Here is a 26376-nt window from a genome sequence, read left to right as displayed (position 1 = left end):
CCGGCGAGCGGCCCCGGCCGGGGCGCCGGCCCCTCCTCCTCTCGCCGCTTCCCCGTCCACGGCTCTCACCTTTCCCGTACCGCCCGCGCCACCCGCGTCGCCGCCTGCGCGCGCGGGGTGTTGTCCGGGGCGCGGGGGCGGCGGGGGTGGGCGGTGTTGGCGAGGAGGACGAGGTAGGTGTCGGTGGCGCGGTCCAGGACCAGGGAGGTGCCGGTGAAGCCGGTGTGACCGGCCGCGCCCCGGCCCGCCAACTCCCCCATGAACCACGGTTGGTCCAGGGCGAAGCCCAGGCCCGGCGGGGTGAGGAGCAGGTCCACGAAGTCGGGGCCGAGGATGCGGGCGGGGCCGTACGAGCCGCCCGCGAGGAGCGTGCGGCAGAAGACCGCCAGGTCGGGGCCGGTGGAGAAGAGGCCGGCGTGGCCCGCGACGCCGCCGAGCGCCCAGGCGTTCTCGTCGTGCACCTCACCGCGCAGCATGCCCCGGTCCGCCTTGGCCCGGGGTCGCCGCTGGTCCTCGGTGGCCGCCGCGCCCGGACACGGGCCGAAGCCGGTCGCGGTCATGTCGAGCGGCCGGGTGATGCCGTCGCGGACGAGCGTGTCGAGGGTGCGGCCGGTGAGGCGCTCCAGGAGGTGCTGGAGCAGCAGCATGTTCAGGTCGGAGTAGCAGTACGTGCCGGGCACCCCGATCGGCTGCTCCGCGCGGAGCCGGGCCAGGCGCTCGGCGTCGTCGGCGCAGTCGTACAGCGGGAGTTCGGGGCGCAGCCCGGAGGTGTGGGTGAGCAGTTGCCGGACGGTGATGCCGTGCCGCACGGCCGCGGGGAAGTCCGGCAGATACGCGCCCACGCGGGCGTCGATGCCCAGGGTGCCGCGCTCGATCTGCTGCACGGCGGCCACCGAGGTGAACAGTTTGGTCAGGGACGCCAGGTCGAAGGGGGTGTCCACGGTCATCGGCACGCGGTCGCCGGGCGGCAGTTCCACCGCGGTGCCGGTCCGTTCGTCGTACGCCGCGTACCGTACGGCCCAGCCCGCCGCCTCCTGCACGGCGAGCACCGGGCCACGGCCGGTGACGACCACGGCGCCCGCGGCCCAGGGGTTTTCCCCGGTGGTACGGGCGCGGACCTCCCGGACGAGGGCGGCGAGTTCGCGGGGGTCGAGCCCGGCCCGTTCCGGTGTGCCGTGGCGCAGTCTCGGTGCGCTCAGCTGTCCGCCCCCGCTCTCTCGGTTCCACCGGGTCCACCGGTTCCGTCGGTCCCGTCGGGTCCGCCCGCCGCGTCGGCTCCGCCCGCCGCACCGGTTGTGCGCCGGCGGAGGGTGATCCCGTCGCCCGTGTCCGTTCGTCCGCCCCAGGGACGGCACATTCCCATGAAACAGGCCAGGGCCACCAGAGCGGCGGCCAGTTGGACGATGCCCATCGGGACGGCGGTGTCCTCCCCCGCGATGCCGACCAGCGGGGAGGCGATGGCACCGATGAGGAAGGACGAGGTGCCGAGCAGGGCGGACGCGGAGCCCGCGGAGTGCTTGGTGCGCATCAGGGCGAGCGCCTGGGTGTTGGGCATGGTGATGCCCATGGCGGACATCAGCACGAACAGCGCCACGGCCATCGGCGCCAGCCCGACGTCCCCGAAGACGCCCAGCGCCATCAGCAGGATCGCGGTCGCGGCGGCCACGACGACGAGGAGGCCGAGGCCGAGCACCCGGTCCAGCCGGACCCGCCCGACCAGCACCTTGCCGTTGATCTGGCCCATGACCATCAGCCCCACCGAGTTGACCCCGAACAGCAGGCTGAACGTCTGCGGGGAGGCGCCGTGGATCTCCTGGATGACGAACGGGGAGGCGGCGACGTAGGCGAAGAGGCAGGCGAAGGCGAAGCCGCCGGTGAGGACGTAGCCGCTGAAGGCCCGGTCGGCAAGCAGCCGGCGCATCGAGCCCAGCGCCTCGCCGGCCCCGCCGCGGTGACGGTCGGCGGGCTCCAGCGTCTCCGGCAGCTTCAGCCACACCACGGCCGCCATCAGGATGCCGAGGACGGTGAGGACGGCGAACACTCCCCGCCAGTCGGTCACCCGCAGCAGTTGCCCGCCGATCAGCGGGGCCACGATCGGGGCGACGCCGGAGACCAGCATGAGGGTGGAGAAGAAGCGGGCCATGGCCACGCCGTCGTACAGGTCGCGGGCGACCGCCCGGGCGATGACGATGCCGGCCGCGCCGGCGAGACCCTGAACCAGCCGGAAGGCGATGAGGAGTTCCACGGTGGGCGCGATCGCGCACAGCGCGGTGGCCACGATGTAGACGGCGAGACCGGCGAGCAGCGGACGGCGGCGCCCCCACCGGTCGCTCATCGGGCCCACCACCAGCTGTCCGAGCGCCATGCCCGCCAGGCAGGTGGTGAGGGTGAGCTGGACGGTGGACGCGGTGGACCCCAGCGCCCGGGTGACCTCGGGGAGCGCGGGGAGGTACATGTCCATCGCCAGGGGGGCGGTGGCGGTGAGGCTGCCCAGGATGAGCGTGACCAGGAGGGTCGCCCGTCCCGGGGTCCCGGGCTCCCCGCTCCGGCTCCCCCTGCCGGCGGCGGGTGGCGGAGCGGCCGTTGCCGGCGCCGTGCTCGACGCCGGTCCGGATGCCGTTGCCGTGACCCGTCCGGATTCCGGCCTGGACGCCGGTCCGGAATCCGGTCCGGACATGGACGCCTCGCCCTCGGACATGTGGCCCCTCCCTTTTCGAGTCGTGCGCTCCTTATGTTCTCAGCCCGTACGGGGTGCTCGTCAGGGACGGCGGTCTCGGGTGAAGATGTTCGCGAAGACGTCATGGGAGCGCTTCCACGGAAAGGCGCGGACGCTCGCACGAGAGCACGAACCACGAACCACGAACGACGAACGAGCAAGGTGGGGCGGATGACAGGGCAGAACGTGCGCTGGGGAATTCTGGCGACGGGCGGGATGGCCGCGACGTTCACGGCGGATCTGGTGGCTGCGGCGAACAGCGGCTCCGCCGCGGGGCCGAACGCGGAGATCGTGGCGGTGGCCTCGCGGTCGCCCGAGCCGGCGAAGGCGTTCGCCGAGCGGTTCGGGATACCGCGGGCGTACGGCGACTGGGAGTCGCTCGCGCGGGACGAGGAGATCGACATCGTCTACGTCGCCACTCCGCACTCGGCGCACCGGGCCGCGGCCGGGCTGTGCCTGGAGGCCGGGCGGAACGTGCTGTGCGAGAAGCCGTTCACCCTCAACGCGCGCGAGGCGGCGGAACTGGTCGGCCTGGCGCGCGACGGGGGGCGCTTCCTGATGGAGGCCATGTGGATGTACTGCCATCCCATGGTGCGGCGGCTGAAGGCACTGATCGACGACGGCGCGATCGGTGAAGTGCGTACGGTGCAGGCCGACTTCGGACTGGCGGGAGACTTCCCGGCGTCGCACCGGCTGCGGGACCCGGCGCTGGGCGGCGGTGCGCTGCTGGACCTCGGCGTGTATCCGGTGTCGTTCACGCAGCTGCTGCTCGGGGAGCCGTCGGACGTCGTGGCGAAGGCCACGCTCTCGGAGGAGAGGGTCGACCTCCAGACGGGCGCGCTGCTCTCCTGGGAGAACGGGGCCATCGCGTCGGTGCACTGCTCCATCGTCGGCGGTACGTCGACGTCCGCGTCGGTCACCGGTTCCGCGGGCCGGATCGACATCCCGTACGGCTTCTTCTTCCCGGACCGGTTCGTACTGCACCGGGACGGCAAGGACGCCGAGGAGTTCGTCGCCGACCCGGCGGACGGGGCCCGCAACAGCCTCAAGCACGAGGCGGCCGAGGCGATGCGCGCCCTGCGGGCGGGTGAGACCGAGTCCCCGCTCGTCCCGCTGGACGGCACGCTCGCGGTGATGCGGACGCTCGACGCGATCCGGGAGCGCATCGGGGTCCGCTACCCGGGGGAAACCCGCTGAGCGATCCGGGCGCCAGCGAGCCGGCACGCCGTCTCAGGTGACCGTCGGCTCCACAGACTTCACAGGCTTCACAAGCGGAATTCAACAGTCCGCAGCATCGCGGCCGGTGGCGGACATATGCTCAACTCTCCTGCACCAAAGCTTCACATATGAAGTGGGCAGCTTCCGCGGACTCCGCAGGCCACATCCAGGGGGAGGAGGCGGCAGTCGTTCCACCGCACCGGCAGGGGGGCGGTCCCGCGGGACCGCGGGGTACGCGCCGGCAGGTGGGACGACTGCCGCGTCAAGCCATGGCGTCGGGCCGGATCGGCGTGTCACGCCTGTCCGGTCGCGAAGTGGCTGATCCTGCCGTCGCCGTCGACGGTGAAACTCCAGCGGGTCCGCATCTCGCCCCAAACGTCGTTCCGGTAGCGGACGACGAGGGCACGGCCGCCGTCGGACTCCCGGTCGACGTCCATGTGACCGTGGGAGGAGAAGATCTCCCGGTCGGTCCAGTCCGTGAGGTCCCGCTCGGAGCCGTCGTCCGTCATGGTCGCGCCGGGCGCGAGAAGGGCCATGAAGCCCTCGCGGTCGTGGTTGTTGACGGCGCCGACGAAGGCGCGGACGGTGGGGTCGCTGAGGCGGGTGGTCTGAATCGTCATGTCCGCAGCGTCCTCCCGGCCACCGCACGGCGCCAGCCGCGCCACCCGAACGGCGGACGGCCGCAGGCCGGGCCGGACTCCGGGGTGCGACGGTGGTCACGCCAAGCGACTGCTCCGGGAGACGACGTGACCTGTTACGACCGAGGTGATCTGGGCCTGCTGCTGCTCCGGCTGGGGGCGGGCGGGGCACTGGCGGCACACGGCGCGCAGAAACTGTTCGGGTGGTTCGGCGGGGGCGGGATCGAGGGCACCGGCCAGTTCATGGAGACCATCGGCTACGCACCGGGCAGGGCCAGCGCCACGGCGGCGGGCCTCGCGGAGGCGGGCGGCGGCGCGCTCCTCGCGCTCGGCCTCGCCACACCGGCGGCGGGTGCGGCGGCGGCCGGTGCGATGGCGGGCGCGGCCGCCGTGCACGCGCCCAACGGCTTCTTCAACCAGGAGGGCGGCTACGAGCACGCCGCGACCCTCGGTCTGACGGCGGCCGGCCTCGCCGTCGCCGGGCCCGGCCGCCTCTCGCTGGACCACGCCCTCGGCCACACGGTCAACCGGGGCTGGATGGTCCCGGTGGCCTTCGCGGCGACCGCGGCGGCCACGGCGGTGGTCGTGGGGGCGCGCAGCCGGCGCCTGCGCAAGGCACGGGAGGGTGAGCAGGAGGCTCTGTTCGACTGACGGCCGACGTGCCCACGGCGGTCGGACGCCGCCCGGAAGGCCGGGGGCCGGACGTGGTCGGCGCCCTGTGCCAGGGTCTGCGGTATGAGCGATCCCAGCCCGATGCCCAGCCCGAGCCCGAGCCCGATGCCGATGCCGATGCCGAGTCCGCCCGCGCCCCTCTCCCCTGCCCCGTCTTCCTCGTCGTCCTCGTCGTCCTCGTCGTCCGGCGGTCTCTGGGATTCCGTCGACGGACTGCACGCCTGGCTGGACGCCCACGGTGCGGTCGACGGCCGGGAAGCCCTGCTGCTGCGCGTCCTGAAGCTGTCCGAGGAGGTCGGCGAGGTCGCCCAGGCGGTGATCGGCGCGACCGGCCAGAACCCGCGCAAGGGCACCACGCACTCCTGGGACGACGTGGGTTCGGAGTTGTGCGATGTCGCTCTCACGGCGCTCGTCGCCCTGCGCTCCCTCACTCCCGACGCCGGTGAGGTCTTCACGCGGCACGTGGCGAAGGTCGCCGCGCGCTCGCTCGGCGGGGACGCCCGTGACGCTGGTCAGGAGCGCCGGACGGCGTCGCCCTCCAGGTAGTGGAGGACCGCGGCGACCCTGCGGTCGGTGCGGTCGGTGGGGGCCAGGTCCAGCTTGGCGAAGATGCTGCGGATGTGCTTGTGGACGGCGCCGTCGGAGACGACGAGGCGTTCGGCTATGGCGGCGTTGCCGAGACCTTCGGCCATGAGGGCCAGGACCTCGCGTTCGCGGGGGGTGAGCCGTCGCAGCCGCTCGTCGGGGCGGCTGCGGGCGAGGAGTTGGGCGACCACCTCGGGATCGATGGCGGTGCCGCCCTCCGCCACCCGGTGCAGGGCGCCGAGGAACTCCTCGACCCGGCCGACCCGTTCCTTCAGCAGATAGCCGAGCCGGGCGCTGCCCCGGACCAGGAGACTGGTGGCGAAGGCCTGCTCGACGTAGGCGGACAGGACCAGGACGGCCAGGTCCGGGCGGCGCCGCCGGGCCTCCACGGCGGCGACGATGCCCTCGTCGGTGTGGGTGGGCGGCATACGGACGTCGACGATGGCGACGTCGGGCCGTTCGGCGTCCACGGCTTCGAGGAAGGCGTCGGGATCCCCCGCCGTGGCCACGACGTCCAGGGACTCCGCGCGCAGCAGCAGCGCGAGCCCTTCGCGCAGCAGGGCGTCGTCCTCGGCGATCACAATCCGCATGGCAGGGTCACTTCCAGGGTGGTGGGGCCGCCGGTGGGGCTGGCCAACTCCATGGTTCCGTCGTGTGCTTCGGTGCGCCGGCGGATGCCGGTGAGGCCGGACCCCCCGGTCTCCTCCGCGCCGCCGCGGCCGTCGTCGTGGATCGTCAGGCACAGCCGGTCGTCGCGGCGCCGGACGGTGACGGTGGCCCGGCTCGCGCCGCTGTGCTTGGCGATGTTGGTGAGGGCCTCGGCGACCACGAAGTACGCGGTCGCCTCCACCGACACGGCGCACCGGCCGGGCACGTCCGCGTCGATGTCGCAGGGGACGGGGCAGTCGGCGGCGAGCGCGGTGAGCGCGTCGGGCAGGCTGCGGTCGGCCAGGACCGGCGGGAGGATGCTGCGCACCACGGCGCGGAGTTCGGCGAGCGCCTGCTCGGCGGCGTCCTGGGCGCGGTCGAGGGCGGCGTCGGCATCGGCGGGGTCGCGGGTCAGGGCCCGGCGGGCGGCCCCGATCAGGACGGTGACGGCGACCAGCCGGTTCTGGGTGCCGTCGTGCAACGAGCGTTCAATGCGCCGGAGTTCGGTGGCGTGGGCGTCGAGGGCGGCGGCGCGGGTGGCGGTGAGTTCGGCGACCCGCAGGACGAGGTCGGTGTCGGCGTCGGGGCGGAGCAGCCGACGGCCGGGCCACGCCTGGAGCCGGGCGAGGGCGGGCATCCACAGCAGGATGACGGCGAGCCACCCGGCACCCATCAGCAGGACGAAGAGGGCGCCGGGCCAGTCGCGTACGGGCCACCAGCCCGCGGCGGCGGTGGCCGCGCTCTCCGGTACGAGCTGCCACCACAGCGGGAAGCCGATGTCGTGGGCCGCGTTCAGCGGCAGGGTCAGCCCGACCGCGCCGAGGAACATGCCGAGGGTGCCGTGCGCGGCCACCCAGTACGCCTCGCGCCGGACCGTGCGGTCGGTGACGGCGGCGCGCAGCCCGGACGGGAGCGGTGCCGGGCCGATGATCTCCGGGCCCCAGCGGGACAGCCGGGCCCGCTCCCGGTCGGCGACGGCGCGCACCGCGTGCAGCGCGGAGGGCAGCAGGAGCAGGCCCACCCCGACGAAGCAGGCGACGGCGGTGACGGCCAGCCAGAGCAGGACGACCAGGGCGAGGATGCCGGTGCCGAGTCCGCTGACCAGGTGTTCGAGGGCGTCCAGCGCGAAGCGGGCGCGGGCGGAGACGGGCGCGGGTGCCGACGCGGCGGAAGCGGATGCGGATTCCGGTGACGGCGTGGGGGCGGGTCTCGGGCGCGCCGGGGTGTCGGCCGTCCTCCTCGACGGGTCGTGCGTCCCCATCTGCACCGCCTGCCCTCGCCCCGCGCACACCTTCCGGAGCAGTGAGGATAGGGGGCGCGGGCGGTCCCGTGCGCGCCCATCCGTCGGTTGGACGCGGGGAGACCGCGTGCGGCGCGCGGGGACACCGTGCCGCCCGGCGGTACGGGACCGGCCCCGTCGCCGCGGCGACGGGGCCGGTTCACCGGTTCCGGCTCAGCCCGCTTTTCTCACTCGCGGATGCCGATGCCCCGGACCGGCGGGGTGCGCAGGAGCCGGCCGACGGGCAGCATCGTGGCGATCAGCGCGAGCGCGACGGTGCCGCCGACGATGCCGAGCCAGCCGGCGGCCGGGACGTACGGGATGCGCTGCCCGGCGACGGCGTTGACGACCGAGGTGAGGGTGACGGCGGCGATCGTCCCGCCGATGGCGAGCGCCACCCCGAGCAGGCCGGCCTGTTCGGCGTGGACCATCCGTTTGACCTGGCCGCGGGTGACGCCGACCAGGCGCAGCAGGGACAGTTCCCTGGTCCGGGCGAGGGCCGCCATGATCAGGGTGTTGGCGGCGGCGAGCACCGCGTAGCCGACCAGGACGGCGATGAGCAGCTTGTTGAGCCAGCCGCTGATGGCCAGGTCCCGGGCGAGTTCGCCGGTGAGGGTGTCGGTGCCGGCCACCGAGGCGGCCGGGTACCGGGCCGCGAGGTCGCTCAGGGCCTCGAGGGTGCCGGCGTCGGCGTTCGGGGCGGTGCGGACGAGGACCTGGTCGTCGAGTCCGGTGACGGTGTGTCCGGCGAGGGTGGCGGTGTGGAGGGTGACGTCGCCGAAGCCGAAGCCGCGTTCGTACAGTGCGACGACCTTCAGCGTGACGGGGGTGCCGTCGCCGAGCCACAGCCGGGCCCTGCCGCCGAGCTCCCAGCCGGCCGCGTCCGCCTGCGCGGTGGACACCGCGACGGTGCCCTCCGCCAGGCCGGTGAGACTGCCCGACCGTACCCGCAGGTCCAGGGTGCGGTCCGCGCCCCGCGGGTCGATGCCCTGCGCGACGACGATCTGGGACTCGAGGTCGCCCTTCACGACGACCGACGTACGGCGCACGCCCGTCGCGGCGGCCACGCCGGGGATGCGGCGGGCCTCTTCGGCGGCGGACCCGGGCAGGCCGGTGCGGGAGACGAGCGCGTGCTGGGCGAGTGTGCCGTCGCGGCTCTGCACGACGGTCTGGCGCCGGAGGTTGTCCTGGAGGAACCAGACGGAGCCGCCGAGGCCGACGGAGAGCACGAGCGCGGTCAGGACGGCGACCGTGCCCCGGGCGTTGGCGCGCAGGTTCGCGGCGGCGAGGTAGCCGCTGTCGCCCCACACGGCGTGGAGCACGGGGCCGAGGAACCGGGCCGCGGCCTGGTTGATCCAGGGAGCCAGCAGGGCGGTCGCCAGGACGAACGTGTAGAGCATGCCGACCGCGGCGCCGAGGGCGGTCTGGCCGTCGGTGGCGCCGGTGAGGCCGATCAGGGACACGGCCCCGGCGAGGAACACCAGGCCGGTCACCCTCCGTGCCCTGCTGCCGAGGCCGGGTTCGACGGCGGCCTCGCCGAGCGCTTCGGTGGGCCGGATGCGGGTGGTGCGCAGCGCGGCGATCCAGGCGGACGTCAGTGCCAGGGCGGCGACGGCGACGGTGACCGCCGCGCCGGACAGCAGGCCGCCCTGCACGGTGAAGCTGTCGGGGGCGAACCCGCGGGCGACGAGTTCGTCGCGGATCCGACCGGTGGCGACGAGTCCGAGGGGAACGCCGGCCAGTGCGGCGAACAGCGCGAGCAGGCCGACCTCGGCGAGGATCATCCGCCGCACCTGGCCGGGGGTCGCGGCGACGGCGCGGAGCAGGGCGAGGTCGCGGCGGCGGTGCCGCACGGAGAGGCCGACGGTGCCGGCGACGACGAAGACGATGATCATCGCGGCGTAGCCGCCGAAGGCGCCGCCGGCCTGCAGGACGAAGTCCCGGGCGGTCCTGGCCTCGGGCTCTTCGGCCAGGCCCCGGTCGCCGCCCGTGTAGACCGCCGCCTCCGCCTCGTCGGTCACCTCGCGGATCCCGGCGAGGAGGGCGTCACGGTCGGCGTCCGGTGCGGCGAGGACGCCGATGGCGTCGAAGCGCCCCCGGTGTGGGTCGAGCCGGGCGGCGTGCGCGTCGGTGAAGAAGAGCGCCGCGCCGCCGGAGGCGCCGGCGCCCGGCGTGCCGTCGCCCGCCGCCTCGACGACTCCGCTGATCCGGTACGTACGGCTCGCTCCCCCGGTGACGATCTCCGTGGAGTCGCCGGGGCCGAGTCCGGTGCCGGCGAGGAGGCGGGCGTCGACGGCGATCTCCCCGTCGGAGCGGGGCGGGCCGCCCTCGACCGTCCGGTACGGGGCGAGGGCGGCGCTCGCCCAGCCGTGGCCGGTGGCCGGCACGTCCGGTGCGCTCGTGGCGGTGACGGCGAGGAAGCGGTCGCCGACGGCGCGTTCCACGCCGGGCACGGCGGCGAGCCTGCCGGCCAGCGCGGCGGGGACGCTGCCGCGTTCGGGCAGGGTGACGGTGGTGCGCTCGGTCTCTCCGAACAGTTCGGTGGACACGGTCAGGTCCCGGTCGGCGACGACGGCGACCGTCTTCGCGTACCGCTGCGACTGGCCCTGATAACGCCAGCCGGACTCCGCGAGCAGCGCGCACGCCATGAGCACGGCGACGCCGGCGGCGAGGGCGACGAACGTCGCCGTGAAACTTCCTTTGCGGTGGCGCAGCATCTGCGCGGCCAGAGTGAGCACGGTTCAGCCCTCCCCGCGCACGGCGGGCTGCGCGGCGGCCCGCGCGAAGGACTGCGCGGCGGGCCGTGTGGCGGGTTGCGCGGCGAACGGTGCGACGGGCTGCCGGCTGCCGAGGTGTGCGAGGTGCTCGGCGATCCGCTCGGCGCCGGGCTGGGGCATGTCCTGCACGATCCGCCCGTCGGCGAGGACCACGACCCGGTCCGCGTAGGACGCGGCGACCGGGTCGTGGGTCACCATGACGACGGTCTGTCCGGCCTGGTCGACCACCGACCGCAGCAGCGACAGGACTTCGGCCGCGGTGCGGGTGTCGAGGGCGCCGGTGGGCTCGTCGCAGAAGATCACCTCGGGGCGGGTGACCAGCGCCCGCGCGATCGCGACCCGCTGCTGCTGGCCGCCGGACAGCTGCGCGGGCCGGTGCCGCAGCCGGTCGCCCAGTCCGACCCGGTCGACGACCTCGACGACCCACGCCGGGTCCGGACGCTGCCCGGACAGTCGCGAGGGCAGCAGGATGTTCTGCTCCACGTTCAGGGCGCCGACCAGGTTGAACACCTGGAACACGAAGCCGACCCGGCTGCGGCGCAGTTCGGTCAGCCGCTTCTCCGGCATCGACGCCAGGTCGGTGGACCCGATCCGTACCGTCCCCGCGTCGGGCCGGTCCAGGCCCGCCGCACAGTGCAGCAGCGTGCTCTTCCCGGAGCCCGACGGCCCCATCACCGCGGTCGCCGTGCCCCGTGCGAAGCGGACGTCCACGTCGTCCAACGCCACCACCGGCTGATCACCGCCGTACGTCTTCCGTACGTGTTCGAGGCTGACGGCGACGTCGGCCGAGGTCACTGACATGGTGAAACGCCTTCCGGGCGGGGCGCGAAGCGGGAACAACACGACGCTAGAACTCCCGGCCCGGCCGTCCCATCCCGCCAGTGCCCCGGTCCGGGGTAGCGCGGGCACTACCACCGGGCGGGACACCGGACGCGGGCTGCGGAGGTGAGGACTGCGGGGGTGGGAACTGCGGGGTGGGGATCAGACGCCCAGGCGGCGGGTCAGACGAACGCGGCCTGGTCGACGACGTCATCGACCCGGCGGAGACCCGCACGGTCCTCGTCCGCTCCCTCGCCATGCCCCGCACCGAGAACACCCCTCTCCCGGAACGCACACACGGCAACCCCCCGATGTGACCGCCCGGCGGACGGCACCGCGGGACGCGCCGGGGCCCGGGAGCGGCATCCCGCTCCCGGGCCCCACGAGGTGTCAGCGGGTTTCGCCCGGGGCCCGTTCGCGCGCGTGCGAACAGGCCCCACGCCGTTGTGCTCCGCCGGGGCGGGTGGTGGTCACTTGAGGTACACGAGACCGTCGGTGGTGACGGTCGGCCGGCCGCTGGTGCCGACGACGACGATCTTGACGGTGTGCTTGGCGCTCGTGCTCCAGGTCTTGGTCCAGAGGGCGTCACGGTATTTGGTGGCGGAGGACTTCAGGTCCACGGTGGTGAGCTTCTTGCCGTCGACGTAGATGTGCGCCTGGCCGGAGGTGGCGGCGCGGGAGGCGACCCAGGCGACGGAACGGCCGGTGAAGGTCCAGCTCAGAGAGGCGTTCTTGGCGGAGCTGGTGTACGACTTGCCGCCGAGGTAACTGGCGGACGACTTGGCCGTCCACTTCCCGGACTTCGTGGCGGAGGTCTCCTGGAGGACGACCGGGGTGCCGGTGACCGAGGCGGTGGCGGTGTTGCCGGCCCGGTCGTACGCCTTCAGCGACCACTTGGTGGCCGTGGCGGACTTGGCGGCGTGCTGGGCGCTGGTGATGGTGGGTCCGTAGGTCTTCGCGGTCGGGGCGGTGAGCCGGACCTCCTTCAGCGCGGCAGCGTCGGTGGCCTTCCACTTCAGGGTGAGGGGGACGGCGGTGGTGTTGACGGTGCCGGTGCGCAGGGCCAGATTCGGCTTGGTGGTGAAGGCGGGGGCGGTGGTCTCGGCGACGACGGTCGCGGCGGCCGTCGTGGTGGTCCTGCCGGACTGGTGGACGGCGCGGACGGCCACCTTGTGGGTGCCGGCGGTCAGGGTGGCCTTGGCGGAGGTGGCGGTGCCGGCCGTGGTGGCGGCCACCTTGCCGTCCACCAGCAGTTCGTACTTCGCGAGGAGGGCGGCCGGGGTGGTGGCCGCCCAGTTCACGGTCACCGAGCTCTTGGTGTAGGTCGTCGAGCCGACCGTCCCGGCGCCGGTGACCGACTTCAGGGTGAGGCCGGAGACCGGTCCGCCGGCCCAGGCCCGGACGGTGGCGAGCTTGTTGTAGAAGGCGTCGCCGGGGCACTGGGTGTTGTAGCCGTCGCGGTGGCCGTGGATCGCGGGCAGGGACATCTGGGCGCCCTTGGCCCAGGTCTTCCCGAAGTAGTTGCGTCCGCTGTCGCCCGCGGTGAGGGTGGCGGTGCCGGCGGGGTCGACACCGTACTGGCCGAGCTTCCAGGCGGCGATGCGGGCGACGGAGGTCATGGCCGCCGCGGAGGGCGCGGTGGACGTGTAGGTGCCCAGGACGGAGATTCCGGTGGTCTCGGCGTTGAAGCCGTAGGCGTGGGCGCCCATCACCGGCCGGTCCGTCCCGCCCTTGCGGCCCTCGTAGACCGTGCCGCACTTGTCGACCAGGAAGTTGTAGCCCAGGTCTTTCCAGCCGAGCTGCTTGACGTGGTACGCGTAGATGCCGCGGACCACGGCCGGGCCCTGAGCGCAGGTGTAGTCGTTGGACTCGGCGGTGTGGTGCACCACGACCGCCTTGACCTGGCCGCCGGGCAGATAGCCGGGTTCCTCCGGGCTGATCGATTCGTCCGCGCCCCAGGCGGCACGGGTGGTGATGGGCGGGCTCGGCGCGGTGGACGGCGGTGCGGGCGGCACGCTCACCGAGGGGCTGGGCGAGGCGGTGGGCGAGGAGGAGGCGGACGGCTCGGACGGCGAGGGTTCCGGTTCCGACGGGGCGGAGGAGGACGGGTCGGAGGCGGACGGTTCGGGCACCACCGGCTCGGAGCTGTCGGAGGCAGGGGGCTCGGAGACGGTCGTGTCCGGCTGCGGATCGGCACCCGGGTCCGTGCCCGGTTCCGGCTCGGAGACCGAGGGCTCGGGCGTCTCGCTCTCGTCCTCGTCCTCGTCGAGCGAGTACGCCGCCGGGTCCAGCGCCGTGACCTCCCCGCTGCCGGGGTCGACCAGGTCCAGCCGCAGGCCCTTCGGCAGCCGCGTGGTGCCCTCGCCGTCGACGCGCACCTCGACGCCGTCGGACGGGCCCGTCCAGGCCGGCTCGGTTCCACCGCGCAGCGCGCCGCTCTCCCCCTGACCGCTGTCGCCGTCCAGCCTCAGCCACGACGACCAGGTCTGCGTACCGGCCTGCCGGGTGCGGACCTCGACCGTGCCGGCGACGCGGGCGGACGGGGCGGACCAGGTCACGCCGAGCATGCTGAACGGTCCGGTGTCCCGCTTGCCCAGCGACGCGGAGGTACCGTCCCCGGACACGCGCAGCGCGCTCGTCTCGGCCTTGCTGGTCACGGGCCCCGGCGCGCCCGCCGAGGAATCGCCGGCGGTCTGCTGGCCCGTCATGCTCTGCAGGACGAGTGCCCCGGACAGTCCGGCCGCGACGACAGCGGCCGTCTTCCAGAAGTGACGTGGAGTGCGCATGACAGTCGCAGAGTCCTTCTTCATCAGGGTGGAGCCGAGCGGAGGCCGACCATCCGAATGAGGTGGCCGCACGGGAGACGTGCATGACGGAGAAAAAGTTGTACGACCGGATGAACACACGAAGCAGGAAGATCGAAAACCGGCCACGCGCTGATCACGCGGGCCCTTCCACCACCGGAGGGCGCGGAACCGGTCGCCCCGGCCGCCCGCGCCCTCCGTCACCATCGATCCACGGAGAACACGGCGCCATGCAGCACAAAGTCCTTTCCCCAGCCGGACAACGGATGCCGGTCCTCCGGGCAGTGGCCGTCTCACTCGACTTCGTCGTCACCTGCGTGACCGCCCTGGCCCTGGCCGGCATCGGTCTGCTGATGCCGGCGTTCACCGAGGACTACGACGCCGGTCTCACCCCCTCGGCCCCCGGCTTCCTGGCAGCAGCGGTGATCCTGCTCGGCTCCCTGGCCTCGAGCGTCACCGTGCTGCGCAGCCGCAAGGACGGCGCACGGCGAGCAGGCCTGCTGCCGGCAGTGTCGCGACTGGGCCTCATCACCCTCACCGCGATCGCGTGCGTCGTGTACGGCGCGTTCACCGTGTAGCCGGCCCGAGTCCTTCCACCGAACCGCTCGCCGGGAGCACGGAGTCGGGCGTGGTCGCTCCCCTCAGTGTTCCTTCAGGCCGCGGTCCTCGAGTTCGTCCGCGCACTCCTCCGGCACCGCCACGGTTCTGACCGTCGCGTTCGGGCGCCCGGGGGCCGCGGCCGGGTCGGGCGCCTCCCGCCGCTCACGCTCGGCCTCGGCGCGGGCCTGTTCGACGCGGTCGGCGATCTCCTGGCAGTCGACGGCGTACGTGCCGGCCGGTGTCGCCTTCCCGGCGGGAGACTCCGGTGCGTCCGTGGACGGCTCGGCGTCGAGGGCGAGGGTGGCGGCGAGACCGGTCAGGCACAGCACGGCCCATCCCGCGACGATCCGGCGGCGGGCGTTCACGCGATGCCGTTCCCTCTGATCCGCACGAAGCCCGAAGTCATGCGGTGAGCATACGTACCTTGGATGATCAAGCTGCCGCCCCCTCCGCTCCCGGCAGCCGCCCGAGCCATGGACAACCGTGGCCCCGGTCCCCGGACGTGACGGAGCCCGGGAGTCGTATCCAGCTCCCGGGCCCCTGGGGATGCCACCTCATTGCGCACGCCGGCGCGTTTAAGAGGGAGGATCAGTCATCAGGCCGTCGTGTTCTTCCTTTGAACTACCGCACCAGGCAGAGGTGCAGGCGAGAATTGAACTCGCATCCGACGGCAATCGTCCTTCCCCGGTCGTTCCGGCGATCGGCAGCGATGCTGAGACTGGAGCGAGAGTCTGAGATTGATACGGCCTTCACGTGCGGAACGCCGTTTCTTCAGGCTGAACGTCAGTTTCAGCTTGCGCTCGTCACGCGAACCGGTCCTCAAGTCCGGCCCGCGCTGTCGCGCACCCCCGCGCTCGCACGCGGGGGCGATCATGGAGGCTACCGGTCCGGCGTCAGCCGAACAGGTAGCCGAACACCGCGTCGCCGGCCCGCCGGTCGGTGATCTCGGTGGCGTTGGCCTCCTCGCGGGCGAACTTGACCGCCTGCTGGAGCTTCTCCACCCGCTCCACCAGCTCGTTCACCCGCCGCGCGGGAAGCGCGCCGGAGAACTTCACGGTCGTCCAGTACCCGATGGGCACGTCCTCGTAGTACACCTCGACCTGTGCCGGGTGCTTCTCGGTCGCCTCGGCCTTGACGTGGTTGCGGGGGACCTTCTTCGTGCGGATCGTGCGGACCGGGTCCGTCTTCCACCAGTCCGTGGACGGGTCGTGGGACCAGGACTCGGCGGCGTCGAGGGTCGGCAGCTTCCGGACGAAGGCGTGCAGGTCGGTGAGCTGCTTCTCCAGGAGGAGCAGGTAGCTGACCGGGACATCGGCGAGGACGGTCCGTCCCTCGACGGCGACGTCCGCGCGGGCCGTGCAGTTCGCCCAGTCCTTGGTCGCCGTCACGTCGAACAGCCGGGTCAGCGAGGCCGCCATCTCGCGCAGCACGTCCTCGCCCTGCACCTGCACCCGCGTGGACTCGGGCGGCAACTGCTCGCCCTCCTCGTCCTTCGGCTGGTACGTGCGCGAGATACCGGCGAGCAGCGCGGGCTTCTGCACCTTCTGGTGCGCCCCGTTGACGTCCTGGACGGCCTTGCTCTTGACGCCCTTTTCGACGGCGATGATCTGGTTCAGCCTGGTCACTGGTCCCCCTTCGAACAGGAGGAACCTATCTCAACTCCCTTGATCGGTCATATGAATTACCGCTGGTCGGGTCGCCACGAGGGATGCACGCGACGGACAAGCGGGACCGGTGCAACCGGTACAGCCGGTGCCGTCGATGCGGCCGGGCAGGGTCGGCGGAGAGCCCGGGAGGAGGTCCACCGACCCTGCCGGGCTCACCGGTTCACCGGTTCACCGGACCGTCGGGGCCTTCCCCGTCCGCGGGGGCAGGAAGGGGTGACCGACGGCGGGCCCGGCGTCCACCCGATGCTCGGAGGCGGGCAGCGGGATCGTCGGTGCCGTGGGCGTCCACCCCGTGCCGTCGTCCAGGAGCGTGAGCGGGTGGCCGCTATGGCTGTCCGCCCACCCTCCGGCCCACTCGATCTCCTCCACGGTCACGACGCCGTAGAAGCCCGGGTCGCCCTCCGCCCAGGGCGCGTCCGGCGCCTCACCCTCGTCGACCGCCTTCTGCGCAAGCTCCCGTACGACGGGATCGGCGCGGCCGACGAGCGCTTCGGGGGGCAGTACCGGCGTCAGACCGGCGGCGGCGACCCGCTCCCGGAGCTGCGCCGCCGCCTGTTCCGGGGGCAGACCGGCCTCGGCGAGCAGGGCGGACAGGCTCTCCCGCACACCGTCGAGACCCGGACGCCGGAGCGGTTCGGCGACGATCACCCGACCCAGCAGCGGCTGAAAGGCCGGATCGACGCCTTCCCACATCGGGGGCACCGTCAACGGCATGTAGGGATACGGCGCCCGGCCCGTCAGCGCGAAGAAGAGAGTGGCGCCGAGGGCGTACACGTCGGCGGGCGCCTCGACGCGCTTGGTGTCCCGCAACTGCTCGACGGGCATGTAGCGGCACGTGCCCAGGCGGTCGCCGGTCCGGGTGAGTGCCTGACTGGACTGGCGCTCGGCCACGGCCGCCAGGCCGAAGTCCAGTACCACCGGCCCGTCCGGGCCGAGCACGACGTTGCTCGGTTTGAGGTCGCGGTGCAGCAGCCTCGTACCGTGAATGGCGGCCAACGCGTCCACGAGGGCCAGACCGAGCGCCGCGCACGGCCCGACGGGGAGGGGACCGGACTCCTTCACCATGGTGTGCAGCGACGGTCCGGCGATGTAGTCCATGGCGAACCACGGCTCTCCGGCCTCCGGGTCCGCCGCGCGCAGCGCCGGAACCCGGTCGCTGACCACTGCGCGGACGGCGTCGATCTCCCGCGCGAACCGCTCGCGGGCCTGCGACTGGTCCAGCAGGTTCGGCTGGATCATCTTGACCACGACGAGCCGCGACGGGTCGGCCGCCTCGTCACGGCCACGATCACGGTCGGGTTCGACCAGCCGGTAGGCCGCGACCATCTCGTCGGAGAGACCGTCCAGCGGGATCTCGCGCGCCAGATAGGCGACGCCCATGCCGCCCGCGCCGAGCCGGGCGAGCAGTTCGAACGGCCCCACCACACGCGGGTCCGCATTGGTGTCCAACGGCTTCATCGGCGCTCTCGTATCCCCACACTCTCGTCGCGGTCCTCCCCCGGCCACACTGCCGTCCCGCACTCTACGGTCTGTGGTCGGACGAACACGGAAGGCTTCAGCCGGTCGTCCGGGGCTTGAAGCGGCGGTGTTCCGAGAGCTGTTCGAACGTGCTGCCGTGAGGTCGCGGCACGCGGGACTCTCCGGCCGCGAGGGCAGCGCGCCCATGGCCGTCCCGGTACGCAGGTGGCCCGGCACCGGATCCACTGCCGCGGCCCGACCGGGGAGCCGTTGACGAGCGCCGTTCGAGGTGTTCCTCGTCGTTCGGACCGCGCTGTGACCCGCACTCCCTTCGGGTGACCGGTCCCAGGGCACGGGGCTGACGGGCGGGAACGGCCGGCGGGGCCCCCTCACGGGGTGTGGGTGACCTCCACGGACACGGTCAGCTCGCCCTCGTTGTCATGGAGGCAGCCTTCGTCGTCGTTGATGCGCAGTTCCACCACTCCGTCGCCGGCCGCCTGGAAGGTGACGGCGTCCCCGACGGCGAGGACCGGCGCGGCGTCCTTACCCGACAGGCGTGTCAGCAGGGTGCCGAACGGCGCCTCCGGGGCGACCTTGCAGTGCTCCGCGAACTCCAGCAGCCGGTCGTTCTCCGCGTCGTAGCCGGCGGGCCCCGTCATGGGCATCTGCGCACGGTCGACCGACCACTCGCCCTCCTGGAACCTCACGGTGACGCTGTCGCCCTCCCGGGCCACCGCCTTCTCCACCGACTGCCAGCCCACGTCGGACCCCACGGCCTGCACGACGGAGGTCACCACGGGCAGTTCCGTCCCCTTCTCCTGCTCCTGCTCCTGACCGTTCGCCCGGTCGTTCGCCTTTTCCTGCCCCTGCCCCTTCGCCTTCCCCTGGTCGTTCGCCTGCTCCTCCTGCCCCTGCTTCTCGCCCTGGAACGGCGGCGCGCCCACGAGGAACAGCCCGCCGCCCACCCCCACGGCGAGCACGGCGGCACCGGCGATCACCGGTACCAGCCACTTCCTGTGCCTCGGCCGGCTCGCGGGCACCGGCAGGGCGGGGTGGACCGCGGTGCCCCCGATTCCGCCTCCGGTTCCGCCCGCGGGCACGAGGAGGGTGTCCCCCGCCCGGACGGGCTGCCGGTGAAGGTCGGTGACGGTGACCGCGTCGTTCACGGAGCCGCCCGTGCCCGCGGACGCGCTCACGGTGCTCGTCGCCGGCCGGTACGTACGAGGATCGGCCGCGGGCAACGGATCGATGTCCGTCTCCCCCGCCGCGACCCGCCGCAGCGCGATCTCCACGTCCGCGGTGGTGGGCCGTTCACCCGGCCCCTTGCGCAGCAGGGCTTCGACGACGGGGCGGAGCGGGCCGAGCCGCTCCGGGAGGACGGCCTCGTCGTACACGACCGCGTGCAGGGTCGCGGGGTAGGCGGGCCGGCGGAAGGGGGACCGACCACCGCAGACCGTGACCAGGGTCGCGCCCAGCGACCACAGGTCGGACGCCGGTCCGGACTCCTGCGCCAACGCCCGCTCCGGTGCCATGTATTCGATGGAGCCGACGAGTTGACCGGTGGAGGTGAGGAACTCGCCGTCGTCCAGGGCGGCGATGCCGAAGTCGGTGAGCACGGCGCCGCCGTCCGGGCGGAGCAGCACGTTGGCCGGTTTGACGTCGCGGTGCAGTGTCCCGGCGTCGTGAACGGCCTTGAGCGCGCCGAGCAGTTGGAGGCCGATGGTGGCGGCGCGCTGCGGGGTGAGGGGTCCGGAGCGGGCCACGTGGTCGGCGAGCGAGGGGCCCTGTACGAGCTCCATGACGATCCAGAGCCGGTCCTCGTACTCGACCAGATCGTGCACCCCGATCACATGGGGGTGCGGCACCCGGGCGACGGCACGCGCCTCACGGACCGCACGGCGCATCCTTACCCGGTGGTCCTCGTCGCCGTCGGTGGCGATGTGCAGTTCCTTGGCGGCGACCTGACGGTCCAGCAGCTGGTCGTGGGCCCGCCAGACGGTGCCCATGCCGCCCCTGCCGAGGATGTCGTGCAGCAGATAACGGTCGGCGATCAGGCGTCCGGAGCCCTGGTCCGCCTGCCGATCAGGAATACCGGACAGCACCGGTCCCTCACGTCCCCTTCGCTCCTACGCCCAGCCCTTGACGACCGTCGCGTCCTCCATAGCGCCACAAACGGACAGGTCAGCGCCAGATCCGGGCAAAAAAGAGAGGCGATATAAACATCACCGACACCCTACTCGAATCCATTCCCCAACAACCCATAGAACCAAGGGCCTTGTGCTGGACAAACGCGGCACGGGTCCGAACCCGCCGGGTTCGGAGTGGACGATCACCACCACGTCCGCCGGCTGCCCCGGTGCGGCTGTCCGGAACGAGGATGGGCACGGCGCGGCAGCAGCGAGCCATGCCTCGATCACCACACCTCGCATCCCAGCACAACCCGTACTAGAATCTGTACAGAATCAAGCATCTATAGGGGTACGGTGACGGTATGGAGATCCCCGAGGTCATGACTGTCAGTGACGCGCGCGCGAGACTGTCACGGATCCTGACCGACCTGTCGGAGTCCGGCGCGGGCGCCGACCCGATCCTGATCGGCGCCCACCGCAAGCCCCAGGGCGTCCTTCTGTCCGTCGAGGCCTTCGAGGCGCTGAGCGGCCGAGCGGCACGGCGTGCGGCCGTCGCCTCGGCCACCGGCTCCATCGAGGCCGAGGGGCTGCACGCCTCCGAGGCCTCCGACCACGACACCGAGGCGTACATGAAGGGCGACCTCGACGCGGACACCCTCGTCGCCCGCGCGGTCGCCCGCCACCGACAGACTTCGCAGCGGCGGGCGGGGTGAACGATCCGTACGCCATGCCCAACGGTGTGCTGCGCAACAAGCTCGGCATCACCGACCCTCAACTGCTCGCGGCAGCGGAGGCGGACATCACCCGGGCGCGCCTCGTCATGCTCGCCGAGCGCCTTCTGCCCGGCGCGTACGACCTCGGCCATCTCCAGGCGTTCCATGCCGCGATCTTCGGCGATATCTATCCGTGGGCAGGCGAGTTACGCACCGTGAACATCGCCAAGCGCACGCCGTTCTGCCCGGCGAGAAACCTGGTGCTCTACGCCGGAGAGGTCTTCGGCCGTCTCGCCTCCGCCGGTCATCTGCGGGATCTCCCCCGGCAGGAATTCGTCATCCGGCTGGCCGAGCTGTACGGCGACATGAACGTCCTCCACCCGTTCCGCGAGGGCAATGGCCGTGCCCAGCGGGCATTCCTGGCCCAGCTCAGCGTCGACGCGGGATACGACCTGAACTGGTCGGGCATGGACCCTCAGCGCAACGAGGACGCCTCGGTGAAGAGCTTCCTCGGCGACAACAGCCTGTTGGAGCAGATACTCGACGAGCTCATCACCACCACGGGGTGACGCTCCCTTCGTCCGGACCCGACGCGTCGGGGGATTCAGTCCCGGCGGCGGGTACAGACGTCACCCGGTCGTTCCGGTGCACGGCCTCTCCGAGGCCACTGGCAGCCCGGGTCGTCGATGGCGTGCGGGAAAGGCCGGTGAGGAGCCAGCACATGGCGACGGGCGAGCTGATCGACGGCCGCTACGAACTGGCGGAGCTACTTGGCAGAGACTGCATGAGCGAGGTGTGCGCGGCAGACGAGTCGGGCTGTACGCCGGGTTCTGTCGCCCGGTCGCCTCGCGGCGGCCGGGGAGACGGCCATCCATCTAGGGCCGGCGTTGCCGCCGGCCTCGTGCGGTCTACCCGCGGACTCGGGCGGGCAGCCCTCGAACGTCCGCGCAGAAACACCGGGGTGTTTCCTTTTGACCTTGCTCCGGGTGGGGTTTACCTAGCCGTCTGAGTCGCCTCAGGCGCTGGTGGTCTCTTACACCACCGTTTCACCCTTACCGGGGGCCGAAGCCTCCGGCGGTCTGTTTTCTGTGGCACTGTCCCGCGGGTCACCCCGGGTGGCCGTTAGCCATCACCCTGCCCTGTGGAGCCCGGACGTTCCTCGGGGAGCTCCCCGTCAGGGGGTCTCCACGCGGCCGTCCGCCCGGCTCGTCTGCCGTGTCGACCATGGTACCGGGCGTGGGCGGGGCTTCGGTGCCGCGGCCGTCGCCAGGACGGAGCCGGTGAGGATCAGGGCGAAGGCGGCCAGGACCGTCGCGGTCAGGGACTCGCCGAGGAGGAGTACCCCGGCCGTCACGGCGACCGCCGGGTTGACGTACGTGATGACGCTCGCCCGGGTCGGCCCCACCTCCCTGATCAGCTCCAGGAAGGCGACGAACGCGATCGCCGTGCAGACGGCGCCCAGGCCGGCGAGGGCGGTCAGGGTGCCGGCCGAGGGCATCTCGGCCGGCCGCGTGAGCACGGCGGCCGGGGCGTAGACCAGTGCCGCCAGGGTCAGGCAGACCGCGGTGAGCTGGAGGGACGGGACCTGCTTCAGATGGCGGGCGGCGATCAGCGGGGCGATGGCGTAGCCCAGTACCGTCACCAGCACCTCGGCCAGGGAACGGGCGTTGCCGCCGGTCAGGTGCGGGACGGTGAGGACGGCCACGCCTCCCAGGCCGAGCCCCAGGCCGGCGAGGCGGCGGGCGCTGAGGCGCTCCGTGTCGCCGAAGAGCCTGGCGAGCGTCACGGCGACGATGGGGACGCCCGCGATCAGCAGGCCGGCGGTGGAGCTGGAGAGATGGCGTTCCGCGGAGGTCAGGGTGTACCAGGGGCCGATGATCTCGATGACCGCGAAGGCGAGCAGGGGGCGCCAGTGGGCGCGGACGGTCCCGGTGAGGCCTCCTTGCCGTAGGGCGAAGGGCAGCAGGAGCAGGGCGCCCAGGGCACAGCGGGTGAAGACGACCCCGGACGGGGACACCTCCTCCACCGCCACCTTGATCATCAGATAGGGGACGCCCCAGACGACTCCCATCAGGGAGAACAGGAACCAGCCGCGTGCAGTCATGCGGCGAGTCTCGGCCGGGTCAGCGTCCGGTGTCTTGAACGCTGTTGCGGTACGCCGCCGGGGTCACCCCGAGGACGCGGCGGAACCAACGGGTCAGATGGGCCTGGTCCGCGAAGCCCACGAGTCCGGCCACTTCGGCGGGACGCAGCCCGGCCTCCAGCAGGCCACGGGCCCTGGTGACCCGGTACTGGGCCAGCCAGGCGTAGGGCGGTATCCCCATCGTCGTACGGAAGGCGCGCAGGAGCTGGTAGCGGGACAGGCCCAGGTCGGTGGCGAGGGAGGCGAGGGAGGGCGGGGCGAGCAGTTCGTCGGCGAGGCGGTCGCGGACGGCCAGGGCGATGCGCCCGGCACCGGGGACCGCGCCGGCGTCCGCGCGGGCGGTGGAGTGGCGGTGCGCGAGGGCGGTGAGCAGCCAGGGCAGGCGGGACTCCGCCTCCAGGGGGTCGGGGCAGGCGGTGACCTCGGTGTGCGCGCGGCGCAGGGCGCCGGCCAGCTCGGGGTCGTCGAGGACCGGCTCACGGAAGTGCGGGAGGCCGGTGCCGTGGGTGCCGTCGGTGAGCAGGGCGGGGGCGGCGTAGAGGGCGCGGTAGGAGTAGCCGTCGGAGGCGGCCGGGCCTCCGGTGTGCATCTCGCCGGGTTCGAGGACGACGATGGTGCCGGGTCCGGAGACGATGCGCCCGCCGCGGTACGCGATGGCCTCCAGGCCGCCGACGGTCACGCCGACCGTGAACTCGTCGTGGGCGTGCGGGGCGTATTCGTGCCGGTCGAAGCGCGCGGTGAGCAGGTCGACCGGCGGCCCGCAGCGCCCGAGCCGCGCCCTGGTCCAGCTGGCCTGTTCCCGTACGTTCGTCACCTCGCACCCCCTCCCGATCCCAGGGGATCAAGGGGATCAGAGGAAGTCGGCGGTGTCCAGGTCGAAATCGAAGGGTGCGGGGAGGGACAGGGGCTTGCCGAGGGGGCGGGTGCACTGCTCGCGGTAGTCGTCCCGTTCCGGGGTGCTGAACAGCGTGATCGAGGAGGCCTCACGGTCGACCAGGAGGTAGAGAGGGATGCCGCCTCGGGCGTAGCAGCGGCGTTTGGCTTCTCGGTCGGCCTGGGGTCTGGTGGACGTCACCTCAAGGACCAAGGCGACGCCTTCGCAGGGCATCCAGGGGTCGGCGCCACGGTAGAGCCGCAGTCGTGTCGGGGCGAAGGTGCCGTCCGGGATCGCGTGGTTCTTCGGGCAGGAGCCTCCGCTCTTCAACTTCAGGCCCTTGTTCCCTGAGAACTGCATGTCCGTTTGGGATCCTCTGATCACCTGCGTCACGATCAGCCCGATGTAATCCTCGTGATCCCCGTCCGGTGGCGGTGTCACAACGATCTCCCCCTCGATCAGCTCCGCCCGGAAACCTTCCGGGGTGTCCAGGGCGAGAAAACCCTCCAGCAGGACGTCTTCCTGCGTGAGCGGCTCGTGGGCCATGGCAGTCATGTCACGCCCCTCCTTCTGTCGCCCGTCAGACTGGGACATCGGCTGATCACCTGTCCGTGATATCGGGAATCGTCCACTCGATCGTGGCACAGGATCACGGCCCTCGTCAGATGCCACGACCACTCGCTTGACCCTGCCGCAACGTCAACGTCTCTACCGGGGGCATGTGGATCGGAGAACTCGCCGCGGCCGTCGGTGTCACCACCCGGACCGTGCGGCACCACCGCCACCTGGGGCTGCTGCCGGAGCCGGAGCGGCGGGCCGACGGGTACCGGGACTGCACGCCGTCGGGTCGGCGCGGATCAGGCGGCTGACCGAGCCGGGGCTCGGGCCGGCGCGGCTCCGGGTACCGATCCACCGGGTGGACCGACCGCTGCGAGCCGCCCGCCTTGCCCGTGGCCCCCGGGTGCGCTGTCCGAGGCCGGCCCGGAAGCGGCATTTCGCACACGCGGCCCGGAGCGGGACGTGCGCGGCCCGGCAACGGTACCTAGGGTGGGGGGTGCGGGAGTGCAGGCCTGTGACACGGCCTGGAACGAGTGACGAAGTAGGAAGAAGGAAGACGCGCGACGCAGTGCCCGGTCCGCTGCCGGCCCGGCCGCGACGAACGGCGACCGGCGACCGGCGCGGACCGCGCACGCCGTCGGGCGTTGGGGATGGACCAAAGGCGGTTCTGAACCATGAGGGATGCACATCGGCTCGAGCCCGTCTCGGCGAACCTGGGCAGCGGCACCGTGCTCGCGGCGTGGGAACGGTTCGTGCAGGGCGAGGATCAGGTCCCTGGTGTCCGGCCCCTGGTGGCGATCTCCTGGCATCGCAGCCGGGAGCAGTACCGGGTCGATCCTCACCTCACAGAGGCTCCGGTGGCCGTCGCGGCGCCCGACCGTACGCCCGAGCACGATGTCGTATTCGCCGAGCTGGGTTTTCGTGCCGCCTCCGTGGCACATGAGGTGGGCAACCTCGGTGGCGTCGTCACCGTCGCCGATGCCACTGGCCGGATTCTGGCCGAGTGGGGTGACCAAGCCACGCTCGCCAGAGCCGGCGACTCCCATCTGGCACCCTGGTTCTGCTGGTCCGAGTGTGCGGTCGGCACGAACGGCATGGGCACGGCGCTCGAGGCGCACGGCCCGGTACCGATCAGGGGTGCGGAGCACTGGTGCCAGGCGTTCCACAACTGGGTCTGCGCGGGCATCGCGGTGCGTGACGTGGTGACCAGGGAACCGATCGCGGTCCTGAACATCTGCTGCTGGCGCAGCCTGCTTCCCGCGGCCGCGGAAAGCTGGCTGGCGAACGCGGTCGCCATGACCCAGCACCCGCTGAAGAGGCGCGCCCGGGACAACGGCGCCGAGTTGGTCGCGGCCTACACCCGGGCCAGGACACGCTCCGGTGCGGCGCTCGCCGCGGTGGACGCCGGGGGCAAGGTGGTGATAGCCGACGACATGGCAAGCATGCTCCTGGGCGTCCCGGCATCAACCCCGGCGGTCGACCCCACGCTGCGATGGAACGCCGGGCTGCCGGAATTGATCGCAGCCGCCCGGTATGCCGCTGGGCAGGCAGCCCACAATCCTGACTGGGTCGGCTCGACGCAGATCTTCGCCCCGCTCGCCGATGAGCCGACATCGATCAGCATCCGCCCCGTCTTCTCGTCCGGACACCTGATCGGGAACCTGGTCTCGTTCGGTGCCTCCGACGGGGCGCAGTTGCCCCGGGCGGAGGGGCCCGCGCACCCCCGGGTGCTGCCCCGCCGACTGGTCGCGGTGCGCGACAACCGGATGGTGCTGCTGCGGCTGCCGGAAGTCTCCTTCGCTGAATCGCAGGGAAACGACGTGTGGCTCTCCACCGATCAGGGGCGGTTGCGAGCCGCTTCTCCGAGCCTGGACAAGCTCGACGGTGAGCTGGCGGATGTCGGCTTCCTGCGGGTGCACCGCCGGTATGTGGTCAACCTCAGCCGCATCCGGGAGATCGAGCGCGGCCCCAAGGGCGAGCTGTCTCTGGTCATGGATGACCGGACGAACGAGCTGGTGCCCGTTTCCCGGCGAAACGCGCCGGCCGTGCGTCGCGCGCTGGATCTCTGAGTTTCCCGG

22 protein-coding genes, 1 other RNA gene and 2 pseudogenes are annotated in these 26376 nt (G+C 72.5%); 9 read left to right on the top strand and 16 right to left on the bottom strand.

What is annotated here, in order from left to right; all coding sequences use genetic code 11:
- Window positions 1-65: 65 nt before the first annotated feature.
- Both ACIF80_RS06710 and ACIF80_RS06705 read right to left on the bottom strand, forming a co-directional pair.
- Window positions 66-1184 carry a serine hydrolase domain-containing protein gene (locus tag ACIF80_RS06710; RefSeq protein WP_399801212.1) on the bottom strand — a complete coding sequence of 373 codons (1119 nt, stop codon included), beginning with the start codon at window positions 1182-1184 and terminating at the stop codon, window positions 66-68.
- A gap of 11 nt (window positions 1185-1195) precedes the next feature.
- A complete protein-coding gene (locus ACIF80_RS06705; RefSeq protein WP_399801210.1) occupies window positions 1196-2677 on the bottom strand; it encodes a multidrug effflux MFS transporter in 1482 nt (493 codons plus the stop codon).
- A gap of 210 nt (window positions 2678-2887) precedes the next feature.
- On the opposite strand from ACIF80_RS06705, the gene ACIF80_RS06700 reads away from it, so the two are divergent.
- A complete protein-coding gene (locus ACIF80_RS06700; protein WP_399800229.1) occupies window positions 2888-3913 on the top strand; it encodes a Gfo/Idh/MocA family protein in 1026 nt (341 codons plus the stop codon).
- A gap of 314 nt (window positions 3914-4227) precedes the next feature.
- Here ACIF80_RS06700 and ACIF80_RS06695 read toward each other — a convergent pair whose 3' ends face one another.
- Window positions 4228-4554: a nuclear transport factor 2 family protein gene (locus tag ACIF80_RS06695; protein ID WP_399800226.1), complete on the bottom strand. Its 327-nt coding sequence runs from the start codon at window positions 4552-4554 to the stop codon at window positions 4228-4230.
- Between the two features lie 126 nt (window positions 4555-4680).
- Here ACIF80_RS06695 and ACIF80_RS06690 point away from each other — a divergent pair, with 126 nt between their 5' ends.
- The gene (locus tag ACIF80_RS06690) at window positions 4681-5223 is read left to right on the top strand and encodes a DoxX family protein (RefSeq protein WP_399800224.1); all 543 of its coding nucleotides are present in this window, start codon (window positions 4681-4683) and stop codon (window positions 5221-5223) included.
- A 138-nt stretch (window positions 5224-5361) separates the two neighbouring features.
- Complete coding sequence (locus ACIF80_RS06685; RefSeq protein ID WP_399801208.1) at window positions 5362-5790, top strand: MazG-like family protein; 429 nt, start codon at window positions 5362-5364, stop codon at window positions 5788-5790.
- Here the strand turns inward: ACIF80_RS06685 and ACIF80_RS06680 are convergent.
- From ACIF80_RS06680 to ACIF80_RS06665, 4 genes are all read right to left on the bottom strand, one after another.
- The gene (locus ACIF80_RS06680; RefSeq protein ID WP_399800222.1) at window positions 5757-6419 is read right to left on the bottom strand and encodes a response regulator; all 663 of its coding nucleotides are present in this window, start codon (window positions 6417-6419) and stop codon (window positions 5757-5759) included. The genes ACIF80_RS06685 and ACIF80_RS06680 overlap by 34 nt on opposite strands.
- Window positions 6407-7738, bottom strand: coding sequence for a sensor histidine kinase (locus ACIF80_RS06675; protein ID WP_399800219.1), 1332 nt, complete (start codon window positions 7736-7738; stop codon window positions 6407-6409). The genes ACIF80_RS06680 and ACIF80_RS06675 overlap by 13 nt, the downstream gene beginning before the upstream one ends.
- A gap of 206 nt (window positions 7739-7944) precedes the next feature.
- Complete coding sequence (locus ACIF80_RS06670; protein ID WP_399800216.1) at window positions 7945-10494, bottom strand: FtsX-like permease family protein; 2550 nt, start codon at window positions 10492-10494, stop codon at window positions 7945-7947.
- A 3-nt stretch (window positions 10495-10497) separates the two neighbouring features.
- Window positions 10498-11334 (bottom strand): ABC transporter ATP-binding protein, encoded by an 837-nt coding sequence (locus tag ACIF80_RS06665; protein ID WP_399800214.1) that lies wholly within the window; start codon window positions 11332-11334, stop codon window positions 10498-10500.
- A gap of 173 nt (window positions 11335-11507) precedes the next feature.
- Between ACIF80_RS06665 and ACIF80_RS06660 the strand changes: the two genes are divergently transcribed.
- Window positions 11508-11669, top strand: a complete 162-nt coding sequence (locus ACIF80_RS06660; protein ID WP_399801278.1) for a hypothetical protein — start codon at window positions 11508-11510, stop codon at window positions 11667-11669.
- A gap of 153 nt (window positions 11670-11822) precedes the next feature.
- Here the strand turns inward: ACIF80_RS06660 and ACIF80_RS06655 are convergent, their stop codons facing one another.
- Window positions 11823-14138: an N-acetylmuramoyl-L-alanine amidase gene (locus ACIF80_RS06655; RefSeq protein WP_399800211.1), complete on the bottom strand. Its 2316-nt coding sequence runs from the start codon at window positions 14136-14138 to the stop codon at window positions 11823-11825.
- A 302-nt stretch (window positions 14139-14440) separates the two neighbouring features.
- Between ACIF80_RS06655 and ACIF80_RS06650 the strand changes: the two genes are divergently transcribed.
- The gene (locus ACIF80_RS06650; protein ID WP_399800209.1) at window positions 14441-14734 is read left to right on the top strand and encodes a hypothetical protein; all 294 of its coding nucleotides are present in this window, start codon (window positions 14441-14443) and stop codon (window positions 14732-14734) included.
- 63 nt (window positions 14735-14797) lie between these two features.
- On the opposite strand, the gene ACIF80_RS06645 is transcribed toward ACIF80_RS06650, so the two are convergent.
- The 4 genes from ACIF80_RS06645 to ACIF80_RS06630 all read right to left on the bottom strand — a co-directional run bounded on the left by ACIF80_RS06645 (window position 14798) and on the right by ACIF80_RS06630 (window position 19983).
- Window positions 14798-15121: a hypothetical protein gene (locus ACIF80_RS06645; protein ID WP_399800206.1), complete on the bottom strand. Its 324-nt coding sequence runs from the start codon at window positions 15119-15121 to the stop codon at window positions 14798-14800.
- A gap of 528 nt (window positions 15122-15649) precedes the next feature.
- On the bottom strand, window positions 15650-16381 hold the full coding sequence (locus tag ACIF80_RS06640; protein WP_399800203.1) for a hypothetical protein: 732 nt from the start codon (window positions 16379-16381) through the stop codon (window positions 15650-15652).
- A 210-nt stretch (window positions 16382-16591) separates the two neighbouring features.
- Window positions 16592-17881 (bottom strand): serine/threonine-protein kinase, encoded by a 1290-nt coding sequence (locus ACIF80_RS06635; RefSeq protein WP_399800201.1) that lies wholly within the window; start codon window positions 17879-17881, stop codon window positions 16592-16594.
- 389 nt (window positions 17882-18270) lie between these two features.
- Entirely contained in the window at window positions 18271-19983 is a 1713-nt protein-coding gene (locus tag ACIF80_RS06630; protein ID WP_399800198.1) for a serine/threonine-protein kinase, read from the bottom strand.
- A 389-nt stretch (window positions 19984-20372) separates the two neighbouring features.
- On the opposite strand from ACIF80_RS06630, the gene ACIF80_RS06625 reads away from it, so the two are divergent.
- Complete coding sequence (locus tag ACIF80_RS06625) at window positions 20373-20723, top strand: type II toxin-antitoxin system Phd/YefM family antitoxin (protein WP_399800195.1); 351 nt, start codon at window positions 20373-20375, stop codon at window positions 20721-20723.
- Window positions 20724-20737: 14 nt separating this feature from the next.
- The gene (locus ACIF80_RS06620; RefSeq protein ID WP_399800192.1) at window positions 20738-21292 is read left to right on the top strand and encodes a Fic/DOC family protein; all 555 of its coding nucleotides are present in this window, start codon (window positions 20738-20740) and stop codon (window positions 21290-21292) included.
- Window positions 21293-21526: 234 nt separating this feature from the next.
- Here ACIF80_RS06620 and rnpB read toward each other — a convergent pair.
- From rnpB to ACIF80_RS06600, 4 genes and pseudogenes are all read right to left on the bottom strand, one after another.
- Window positions 21527-21932: RNase P RNA component class A (gene rnpB, locus ACIF80_RS06615), an RNA gene on the bottom strand.
- Window positions 21933-22047: 115 nt separating this feature from the next.
- Window positions 22048-22764, bottom strand: a pseudogene (locus tag ACIF80_RS06610) (DMT family transporter); the annotation flags it as partial.
- Window positions 22765-22846: 82 nt separating this feature from the next.
- Window positions 22847-23680, bottom strand: coding sequence for an AraC family transcriptional regulator (locus tag ACIF80_RS06605; protein ID WP_399800189.1), 834 nt, complete (start codon window positions 23678-23680; stop codon window positions 22847-22849).
- Window positions 23681-23716: 36 nt separating this feature from the next.
- Window positions 23717-24286, bottom strand: coding sequence for a Uma2 family endonuclease (locus tag ACIF80_RS06600; RefSeq protein ID WP_399801206.1), 570 nt, complete (start codon window positions 24284-24286; stop codon window positions 23717-23719).
- Window positions 24287-24459: 173 nt separating this feature from the next.
- On the opposite strand from ACIF80_RS06600, the pseudogene ACIF80_RS06595 reads away from it, so the two are divergent.
- Window positions 24460-24641: pseudogene (locus tag ACIF80_RS06595) on the top strand (MerR family DNA-binding transcriptional regulator); the annotation flags it as partial.
- Between the two features lie 331 nt (window positions 24642-24972).
- A complete protein-coding gene (locus ACIF80_RS06590) occupies window positions 24973-26367 on the top strand; it encodes a LytTR family transcriptional regulator DNA-binding domain-containing protein (protein WP_399800187.1) in 1395 nt (464 codons plus the stop codon).
- The last annotated feature ends 9 nt before the right edge of the window (window positions 26368-26376 follow it).

The sequence above is a fragment of the Streptomyces sp. NPDC085927 genome (assembly GCF_044540975.1).
Classification (GTDB): Bacteria; Actinomycetota; Actinomycetes; order Streptomycetales; family Streptomycetaceae; genus Streptomyces; species Streptomyces hirsutus.
This window is presented reverse-complemented; position numbering and strand designations above follow the sequence as displayed.